A 10,142-nucleotide genomic window follows, 5' to 3' on the forward strand; every position below is an offset into this window, starting at 1 on the left:
CCGCCCTCGTCTCCTCTTATTGCGCTGATCAAGTTATTGCATATCAATTGCAATTAGAAGAGGGAGCTGCGGGATCACAGCCCCTTGAAGAAGTGCGAGGTGGCGACGAGCACCGTGTACTCCGTGGCTTCGATCGTCCCCTCGGCCCGCAACCGGTCGTACGCGGCGAACACGGTCACACTGCTGCGCTCCCAGACGTGGCCTCCTCCGCAGAGTCGGGCGAACCACTCGTCCGCCACATCCGGGGAAACCACCACCGCGGTGCCGTTGGAGAGGGTGGCCGCGCGGTGGGCCTGAACGGTCGTGGTGTGCCCGGCGATCGAGTGCAGCCGCCCGGTGTCACCGGGGAAGTGGCCGGTGACGGGCGCCCCGTCCAGTACCGCGGCGAGGCGGGGAATGGGTTCCACGAGGTGGAGTCGGGGCATGGGCATGGCACGTAGTTCGCACAGGTCGTGGAAGCCCCGGTAGACGCCCCAGGCCAGGTCTCCCCTACAGGTGGGCAGCACGACATGGCGGACTTCTGCGGATGCCTGGTCGGCGATCTCCCAGGCGATGCGTTTGTACCCCTCGATGCCGATCGGATGGCAGCCCACGAAGGGATCGGCGATGTTCGACACGGCCAGCGTGTCCGGTTTCGTGGCCAGGTCACGGATCAATCCGACGCGTTCCCGGTCGGTGTCGAAAAGGCGGAGGTCCGTCCCCAGGGCGGACAACTGTTCACGCGTCCCTTCCGGGAGCCGGGTGTACCCCGCGACCGTGCAGTGCAGCCCCGCTGCGGCAGCGTACGCGCCGAGCGCGATCCCCGCATTGCCGGACGAGCCGATGGCGACCCTCTCGTACCCGGATGCGGCGGCGTGGGCCACAACCATCGCCGCGAACCGGTCCTTGTGGGATCCCGTGGGGTTCGCTGCCTCGTTCTTGACGGACGCGTTCTCCAGCCAGGGCAGCCGCAACAGCGGTGTGCCACCGTCGCCCAGGGCGGGAGTGTTCCGGTACGGCAGCCGGTCCGCCAAGGTCTGAGCGCTGTCGTCGTACACGCAGAACAGGTTGGAGTTGCGCCGGGCCGCGTCACACGCGGGGCAGCCCAGGGGGAGGTCCTCCACCGGGTAGCGGGCCGAGCACTGCAGGCACTCCAGACCGCTCAGCGTGGGCGACCGGACGAACTCCGGGCGGGTATACGTCACGACAACCTCCGCGAGTCGGCCCCGGCCCGGTCTGCTCGGTGCACGAGGTCCCGCAGGAGCGCGGCGACCTCGTCGGGCGTGAACTCCATCGCGTTCTCTCCCACGCACACCTCGAAGGAGCAGTGGCCGTCGTGCGGTGAGGTCCGCAGACGCAGGAACAACTGGATACCGTGCTCCCGGAGGATCTCCTGCGCGGCCTGCTCGGTCGCCTCCGGGGCGGCGGGCACGTGAATGTGGAACAACGGTGTCTGTGGCGGATCGGGCACCACGTGGACGACTCCGTCGGCGCGCAGTGCGGCGGCGATCGCCACGGCGTGGTCCCGGAAGGCGGGCATCCGGTGTGCCACGGTGTCGAGACCGACCAGGGCGGCCGCGGCCAGTGGCCATGCGTCGTCGACGGTGCCGCCGAGCCGCTGCCGCCACACGGCGGCCTCCCCGATGGTCCGGGCGTCGGACGCCAGAATCGCGCCGCGGATCCCTTCCAGGCCCTTGTAGAGCGAGACGTAGACGGTGTCGAAGAGCGCCGCGATCTGGGCGTGCGGACGCCCGTAGAAGGGCTGGGCTTCCCACAACCTGGCACCGTCCAGGTGGACCGCCGCACCGCGCTGCCGGGCCCATGCGATCTGCGCCAGCAGGTCGTCCCACGAGGGCAGTTGACCGCCGATGTCGCGCTGAGGCAGTTCCAGGAGCAAGGCAGCGAGGGGATCCGCAACTCCGGCCAGGTCGGCCGTCTGGAGGAGGCGGTGGCGGTCGCCCACCGGCCGGAACCGCAGCCCGTGCACCACCGCGTACCCCTGCTCCTCCCAGACCTCCAGATGCGTCTGGGGATGGGCGGCGAACGTGCGGCGTCCGCGTCGCTCGGCATGGATCCGCAACGCCACCTGTTGCGCCATCGTCCCCGTGGGAAACAGCAGGGCGGCCTCGGTGCCGATCAGCCCGCGCATCCTGCGTTCCAGCTCGGCGACCGGGTCCTCGGGCAGGCTGTCCTCCGGCAGCGCCTCGAGCATCGCGCGCAGTACCCGCTGCGGCGTCCTGCGCAGCGGGGCGTGCAGGGACAGCGAACGGGTGATGCCCGCGACGTTCCTGCTGCGATCCGGCAGCGTTTCGGTTCTCTTCACGCGGTTCCTCCTCGGCGGGGGCGCAGCGACAGCAGGCGAGCTGTCCCTGCCGTCGGCCCTTCCAGGGGGACCGGATACAGCCGGCCCGCGGCGTGGACAGGTGTCTGGTCCTTATAGTGCCGCGAGCGCGGGTGTCCTGAACTGCCGTGTCGCAGCACGTCCCACAGCCGGGGACCGTCCGGCCGCAGTTCGGCGACGAATCGCCAGGGAGCCCCTTCCACGACCGTTCCCTGCCTGTCGGGCGTCATCAGACAGACGGAGTGCCCGCTTCCGCCGACCGGAGTGGTGGCCCCGCCGAACAGCGCGCTCAAGCCGGGTACCGCCCGCGCCAGCGCGTGCCGGTCACCGACCCGGTGCACGAGGTCGTAGCGCCAGTGCGCCGGGTTGTCGCCCTGTTCCTCGGCGATCCAGGCCGCGGCCTCGGCGAGCGCGTAACCCACGACCGCCGGAAGCGGTTCGTCCTCGCCCAGTCGCTGCCTGGCTTCGGGACTGGTGAGGAGATGGTCGACCTGGAGGGTTATGTCGGGCATCGCCGTGGCCAAGTCTGCTCCGAGCCGATCGTAGACCCAACGGTCTGTCAGTTTCTGCAGGAGGCGGAAGAAGACCAGTGGCGCGGCCAGGTGGCCGTGGTCATGCCCGTCCCAGTCCGCCAGCAGCCGGTGGCAGGCCGCCACGAGCGGCGCGGCAGGGGGGGCCTCGTCCAGCGCGGTGAGCAGCGTCGGCAGCACTCTTCTGGCCCTACCGTTGGACACGTCCCCCTGCCATGTGCCGCACGCCTCGGCGGTGATCGCACTCGCCGTGGTGATCAGCTCCTCGATCCGCTCGGCCCGGTACGGGGCGACCCAGTCGGCCCCGACATCCACCGGGGCGTCGTCGGGCAGCATCTTGTGGTTGGCCGAGACGACGTATCCCCGCTCCGGATCGGTGTCCTCAGGGAGGTCGTCGAAGTCCAGAAAGCTCTTCCAGGACGCCGCCGCCTGCGCATGCTCTGCTGGGGCGCGTCCGCTGCCGGCGACCCGTGCGGGCACGCGCCCGGCGGTCTTGACGGAGATGGTGCCGTCCTGGCAGGCCCAGATGACATTGAGCACCGGCACCCCGAATCCCCGCAGGACGTCGCGGAAGTCGCCAGGTCCGTCCGCCCGCCACATCGACTGACAGCAGGCGATTTCCACCGACGGCTCGAAACCGCTCCAGAACAGGCCGTACCGGGCCTCTGTGCCGGAGGCAGGCGGATCCAGTTCGACATACCCATGTCCGCCGGATGCCCGTACGGTGACGGAGCCCTTGCCGCGGACCGTGACCGCGCTGTCCTCCCGCCACGACTCTGCCGGGTCAGGATCGGGCGGCAGGACGCACAGGTCCTGGGTGTCGATGGTGGAGTTGGTGATGCCCCAGGCCAGACGACGGTTGGCGCCGGCGATCAGACCGGGCACGCCGGGCACGGTGACGCCGTAGCCGAGGTCGCCGGGCTCGTCCCGACCGGTGATGCCCAGGCCCATCTGGTACCACAGGCTCGGCTGGGTGAAGGGCACATGTGGGTCGTTGGCCAGGATCGGATGGCCCGAGGCGGTGAGTGTGCCGGACACGGCCCAGGCGTTCGACCCGATCGGATGCTCGCCATCCAACAGCCCGTCGAGCCAGCGCCGGGACTCCCGCGGCAGCGAGCCGATGGCCGGGGGCGGGAGGGGTGCGCCACCCCTCGACACAGTGCTCCCACGACCTCGTACCGTCACCGGTCCGTCCGCCGGGTACCTGGGTTCGGCGAACGCGGGCAGATACTCGGGGCACTCACTGGCCAACCGGGCTCGGAACACCTCGTTCTTGATGTTCACCGCGAGGTCGAAGCCCAGGTACTTCACGATGAGGATCGAATCCAGCGGGGTCCACGGGTCGGGGCCGTACCGCAACAGGAGGAACTCCACCGGGAGGCCGCCCCGCCGCCGCATCCGGCGGATCGCGGCGTTGACACCGGCGCTGAAGGCAGCGAGCGCCGCACGATGCTCCGGACCCAGCAGACGCTCGGACAGCCGCGCGACCCGGGTCAGCGCCAGCTTGCGGGCCCGTATGTCCTCCTGCTCCGTCACGGCACCGAACACCTCGGACAACCGGCCCCGGGCCCGACGCCGCAGCACGTCCATCTGCCACAGCCGGTCCTGGGCCTGGGCGAAGCCCGCGGCGAAGTACAGATCGACGTCGTTGTCCGACTCGGCCCACGGCACCCCGCGTTCGTCACGCCGGATCGTGGCCCCCCGCGCCAGTCCCGGAAGCCTCAGGGACCCACGGTCTGTGTGAGCCCAGCGGCTGGGCAGGGCCGCCAGTGAGAGTCCGTAGCGCACCAGGCGGTCACGCCGGCTCACGTGTGTCCTCCTGCTCCGCGCCCACCCGCGCCGACGTGCCAGGGATCCGCCGTCCGACGAGGACGTAGATGCACACGCTGACCAGGGCCAGGGATCCCACTCCGAGGAACATCGTCGTGCCGCCGAAACCGGCCAGCAGCAGACCGCCGGCGGACGGGCCCACGAAGCCGCCGAACTGGGCGAAGGTCTGGGCACCGAAGTAACTGCCGCGGTTGGTCTCGGGCGCGATCCGGTCGATGATGGCGAATTCGGACGGCACGATGAAGGTCTCGCCGACCGAGAAGACGACCATGGCCACCACGAACTGCCAGCCCTCCTGCGACGCCGCGAAACCCACCATGCCGGCGAACAGCAACAGGCCGCCGATGATGATCGACGTGACCGGGTCGCGCTTGTCCGAGAAGCGCGAGGCGACCATCTGGAAGCCCACCACCGTCACGGCGTTGGTGGTCAGCAGATAGCCGAGGATCGTCGTACCGTCTGCGAAACCGATGGCCAGGTGCTGGGCGAGCAGCGCCGAGATCTTGCCGTGCACGGACTCAAGGAGCAGTCCCGCCACGATGAAACACAGCAGGCGACGGTCCGTGGCCACCACCCGTGCACTGTTGAGCAGTCCGCGCATCACTGTGCCGAAGTGCTCGCCGCCTCCGTCGGCCCTGGCGGTTTCGGTCACCCGCGCGCCCGGGCTGAGCAGCAGGCTCAGTCCGAGCAGGGCGAAGTAGCCGGCGTACACGGCGGCCGAGATGAGGAACGCGGTCCGTCCTCCGGACAGGCCGGCGAATCCGCCGACGAGCGGCCCGACGGCGAAGCCGATGTTGAGGGCCAGGTACTGGTGGGAGAACCACTTCACCCGCTTCTCATCGGGCAGTACGTCGCTGAGCATCGCCTTGCTGACCGGGCTGAAGGATGCCGCGCTCATCGACAGCGCGGCATTGCAGACGAACACGGCCAGGACGTGATGGCTGAAGTAGAAGCCGATGAAGGACCCGATGACCCCGATCAGGGAGAGCAGCAGCAGGCGGGAGCGGCCCAGGATGTCGGACAGTGAGCCGCCGACGAAACCGGCGAAGATCGAGAAGAACACGGACGAGCCGACGATGAGGCCGACCGCCGAAGGCGCCAGCCCCAACTCCCGGCGCAGGAAGACCGCCAGGAACGGAACCGTGAAGGAGTTCGCCAGGCTCATGATGCCCGAACCGACGATCAGCAGCCTCGCGATGAACGGGGGCGAGGCGGTGGAGCGCGTCATCGTGGCTGATGTCCCTTCACGGGTGTGTCAAGGTCGTCGTACGGGGAGAAGAAGCGGCGCATGAGCTCGGCCAGCGTCTGCGTATGCGGGCGGCGCAGCATTCCCTCATGGTCAGCTGCGATCTTCTCGCAGCTGAGTGGGCCGGCCAGAAGGCGTTCCCAGCCCGTCCGGGGATCCGTCCGCTCCCGGCCGCCCTCCTCGCCGGCTTCCACCAGCAGCGTGGGCACAGCGCTCTGCCGACCGAGCGGCGGCCAGTTCAGGGCGGCCAGGCGTGTGTAGACGGCGAATGCCTCTTGCAGGGGGCTGCCGAGCAGTTCGACCGCGGGGCCCATCCTATGCTCCGCCCGGCGCAGCACCTCGGACTCGTCGAGAGTGCGCAGATCGCCGAGCACAGCCTCGGCGTGCTGCCGGCCGATGTCGGGGAAGGCGGCCGCGAGGCTGCCGAGGAAGAAAGCGAGCAGCTGGTCGCGGGGCTCGGACAGTTCGTCTTGGAGCGCGTCGGGGGCGAGAGAGTCCAGGAGCACGAGCGACAGCACCCGCTCGCCCTGTTCCGTCAGGCGCTGCGCGACGTGATGTCCGAGAGCACCGCCGAACGAGTGACCCACCAGGTGTACGGGCCGCCCCGCTGCCTCAGCCGCGATGACACGCGCGCACTCCTCTGCCAGGACCGGCACGGTCAGCTCGGCGCCGTGTGCTCGGACCAGCTCCCTTGTGGACAGGGCGTAGAAGGACCGCTCGGGGAAGCCGGCGGACAGCTGGGCGAAGGAGGCACCGAGCCCCAGGATGCCGGGGAACGCGAACACGGGGGGTGCCCCGTCCGCGTTCGCGCGCAGGGACAACAGGACGCCGGTGGCCCGCTGTGCCGCGACCAGGGCCTCGGCGTCGGGATCGACCGTGGTCGTCGCGAGCAGTGCGCCGAGCGGAGTGCGCGGATCGTCGGTGATCCTCACCAGTAGTTCGGCGAACTCCTGGGCCATCGCTTCCACGGTCTCCCGGCGGAACAGATCGGTGTTGTACCGCCAGCGCAGCCGGAAGTCCTCGCCGTCCTCGGCGACATCCAGCACGAGGTCCGTCTTCGCCCCCTGCTCGGGGAACCGCATGGCCGTCACCGTCACGCCATCGAGGCTCAACGGCACGCTCTCGTTGTTCTGGACCACCAGCATGAGCTGGAACAACGGGGAGTGCTGGGCGGTGCGCTCCGGGTTCAGCCGCCTGACCAGCTCCTCGAAGGGGACGTGCTGGTGTTCCAGGTCGCGCAGGGTCTGGTCGCGGACCTGTGCCAGCAGGTCACGGACGGTTCCCGTCCCACCGACCCGGGTGCGCAGCACCACGGTGTTGACGAACATCCCGATGACATCGTCGAAGTCGGTGGACGGCCGGTTGGCCACCGGAGTACCGACGACCACGTCCGGCTCTCCGCCGCGGCGCGCCACGAACAGCGCGAAGGCTGCCTGGAGCAGCATGAACAGGGTGACGTCCGCCGACCGGCACGCCGTGCGCACCGCCTTCGCCGGTACACCCGTCACCGTGTGGGTCACGGTGCCTCCGTGGTAGGTCATGCGCTCCGGTCGAGGCCGGTCCAGGGGCAGGGCGTGCTCCGCCGGCAGGTCCGCGAGACGTCCCTCCCAGTAGTCGATGTCGTCCCGGGCGGCCGGGCCGCTCAGCCACTCCCGCATGCTGTGCGCGTAGTCGGCGTACGTCGCGGCCAAAGGCGGCAGAGGGGTCTGCGTGGCGTGCGGCTGCTCCTTGAAGTGAGCGTAGAGCAGCCGCAGTTCCCGGCCGAGGACGGCGTTGGACCAGCCGTCACCGGCCACGTGATGGAGCGTCACCAGCAGCGCGTGCAGCCGCGGTCCGAACGGGACCAGGCGCACCCGCAAGGGTAGGTCCTGTTCGAGATCGAATGGCCGGGCGGCCTCCTCCTCGGCCAGCCGCTCGACGATCCGGCGCACCTCGTCCGGGGTGCGCCCCCCGGCATCCTCGGGCGGCTCCTCGACACGTGGCCGGAACCGCTCGGCGGGCAGGGCGACGGCGGTGACCTCGCCGTCCACCAGCCGGAGCACCGTACGCAGCGGGGCATGCCGGTCGACCAGGGAGGCGAAGGCGCGGCACAGCGCCGCCACATCCACCGCGCCCTCCAGCAGCACCGACATGTGCAGGTTGTACGCCGAGCTGTTCGGCTCCAGGCGGGAGAGGAAGTACAGCCGCTGCTGGGCGGACGTGGCCGGCAGCCGGTCCGGATCCGGCGCCTTCAGGAGGGGCGGCACCGGAACGCTGTCCCGGTTCCCGCCCGGCTCCCGTTCGCGAACGGCGGCGGCCAGGGCGCGAGCGCTGGGTTCGCGCAGGAAGTCGCGGAGGGCGACGGTCACCCCGAAGTCGGTCCGGATCCTGGCCAGCAACCGGGTCGCCAGCAGGGAATGCCCGCCCAGGTCGAAGAAGCCGTCCGTGGAGGTGACCTGTTCGCCGTGCAGCAGTTCGGACATGGCCGCGAGAATCCGGGCCTCCACCGGGTCGTGGTCCGTGACGGTGTCCTCGCCCACCCCGTGAGCCCCGCCTGCGGCCGACTGCTCACCGTCCAGCACGCTGGTGCGGTCGGCGAGGGCCGGGTCGGGCAGCGCCCGGCGGTCGAGCTTGCCGTTGTGGGTCAGCGGCAGCCGGTCGAGTGGGACGAACAAGCCGGGCACCATGTACTCGGGGAGGATCCGCGCCAGTCGGCGGCGCAGTTCGGCCGGCGGGACCCCGGGGCCCTCCGGGACCACGTACGCCACGAGAGTCCTGCCGAGTTCCGGCAGGTCCCGTGCGACGACTGCGGCCTCGGTCAGGCCCTCCAGGCCACGCAGGGCGCCTTCCACCTCGCCCAGTTCGATGCGAAAGCCGCGGATCTTGACCTGGTCGTCCTTGCGGCCGTGGTACTCGAACTCGCCGTCGTGGGTGAGCCGGGCCAGGTCGCCGGAACGGTATCCGCGACCACGGCCGCCGGGCAGCTCCACGAATCGTTCCCGGGTCAGCTCGGGCCTGCCCAGATAGCCGAGCGCCACCCCGGGCCCGGTCACCACGATCTCGCCGACCTCACCGTCCGGGACCGGTGCCAGCTTCTCGTCCAGCAGCAGGAAGTCCAGATCCGGCAGCGGCCTGCCGATCAGCGACGCCCCCCGGTCCAGGTCCGGCAGACGCACACGCCGGAAGGAGGCGTGGACCGTGGTCTCGGTGATGCCGTACATGTTCACCAGGGCCGGGACGTCGTCCCCGTACTTGGCGGTCCAGCGTTTGAGGTCGGAGAAGTGCAGGGCCTCCCCGCCGAACACCACCCAGCGCAGGGGCAACCGGTCGGGACGCCGGATGTCCTCGCCGGCGAGCTGGTTGAAGGCGGTGGGCGTCTGGCTGAGCACCGTCACCCGCTCGTCCCGCAGCAACTCGCGGAAGGCCACCGGGTCCTGCGCCGTGGCCTTGGGCACCACCACCAGCGCACCGCCGTACAGCAGCGCACCCCACATCTCCCACACCGACACGTCGAAGGCGAAGGAGTGGAACAGCGACCAGACGTCGTCCGGGCCGAACCCGTAGTGGCCCTCGCTGCTGCTGAACAGCCGCAGCACGTTCCCGTGGGTGACCTGGACGCCCTTCGGCCGGCCGGTGGTGCCGGAGGTGAAGATGATGTACGCGCGGCTGTCGCGGTCCGCCGCCGGGGGAGCAAAGCCCTCAGGGGACGCCGGCAACCCTTCGTCCACCAGGAGCGTCTGCCGGCCGCCGGGCAGCAAGGCCGCCAGGTCCCGGGACGTGATCACCAGGGAGGGGTCCGCGTCCTCCAGGATCGACTCCAGCCGGGCGCGCGGTGTCGAGGGATCCAGCGGAACGTAGCAGCAACCGACCCGCAGCACGGCGAGGGCGGCGGCCACCATGTCCGTCGACCGTTCCAACAGGATGCCCACCGGCCGGGCAGGCCCCCCACTGAGGGCGGCCAGCGCGCCCGCGAGCGCGGCGGCCCGCTCATCGAGCTCCCGGTACGTCAGCGCATGCCGCCCACACCGTACGGCCACCCGGTCGCCGTACGTCCGCACGGCCGCGGCGAAGGCCTCCGTCAGCGACCCGGCGTCCGCCACCCCGGACGCCGCCGGTGCCGGGGCGGTCTGGGTTCCGGGGCGTCCGGCGCGCAGGGCGACCCGGCGGCGCAACTGTTCCACACGGTCCTTGTTCATCGATGCGTTCCTTCCGGCCCTCGTCACGGGCACCGGGTCCG

General features: G+C 70.5%; 5 protein-coding genes. All 5 read right to left on the minus strand.

Annotated features, from left to right (window positions below; all coding sequences use genetic code 11):
• Positions 1–74: 74 nt before the first annotated feature.
• Genes CCL05_RS22315 through CCL05_RS22335 form a run of 5 tightly spaced genes read right to left on the minus strand, consistent with a single transcriptional unit; the run spans position 75 to position 10,101 of the window.
• Positions 75–1,184: a threonine synthase gene (locus tag CCL05_RS22315; RefSeq protein ID WP_158102475.1), complete on the minus strand. Its 1,110-nt coding sequence runs from the start codon at positions 1,182–1,184 to the stop codon at positions 75–77.
• A complete protein-coding gene (locus tag CCL05_RS22320; protein WP_208641593.1) occupies positions 1,181–2,302 on the minus strand; it encodes a threonine aldolase family protein in 1,122 nt (373 codons plus the stop codon). The genes CCL05_RS22315 and CCL05_RS22320 overlap by 4 nt, the downstream gene beginning before the upstream one ends.
• The gene (locus tag CCL05_RS22325; RefSeq protein WP_158102476.1) at positions 2,299–4,659 is read right to left on the minus strand and encodes a penicillin acylase family protein; all 2,361 of its coding nucleotides are present in this window, start codon (positions 4,657–4,659) and stop codon (positions 2,299–2,301) included. The genes CCL05_RS22320 and CCL05_RS22325 overlap by 4 nt, the downstream gene beginning before the upstream one ends.
• Complete coding sequence (locus CCL05_RS22330) at positions 4,646–5,908, minus strand: MFS transporter (RefSeq protein ID WP_086562253.1); 1,263 nt, start codon at positions 5,906–5,908, stop codon at positions 4,646–4,648. The genes CCL05_RS22325 and CCL05_RS22330 overlap by 14 nt, the downstream gene beginning before the upstream one ends.
• The gene (locus CCL05_RS22335; RefSeq protein ID WP_086562254.1) at positions 5,905–10,101 is read right to left on the minus strand and encodes a non-ribosomal peptide synthetase; all 4,197 of its coding nucleotides are present in this window, start codon (positions 10,099–10,101) and stop codon (positions 5,905–5,907) included. The genes CCL05_RS22330 and CCL05_RS22335 overlap by 4 nt, the downstream gene beginning before the upstream one ends.
• Between the last annotated feature and the right edge of the window lie 41 nt (positions 10,102–10,142).

This window comes from Streptomyces africanus, from assembly GCF_002150735.1.
GTDB lineage: Bacteria > Actinomycetota > Actinomycetes > Streptomycetales > Streptomycetaceae > Streptomyces > Streptomyces africanus.

What these genes read in the sequence shown, in the direction of transcription:
- CCL05_RS22330 (WP_086562253.1), bottom strand. Translation starts at nt 5,908, where the DNA reads ATGACGCGCTCCACCGCCTCGCCCCCGTTCATCGCGAGGCTGCTGATC.
- CCL05_RS22335 (WP_086562254.1), bottom strand. Translation starts at nt 10,101, where the DNA reads ATGAACAAGGACCGTGTGGAACAGTTGCGCCGCCGGGTCGCCCTGCGC.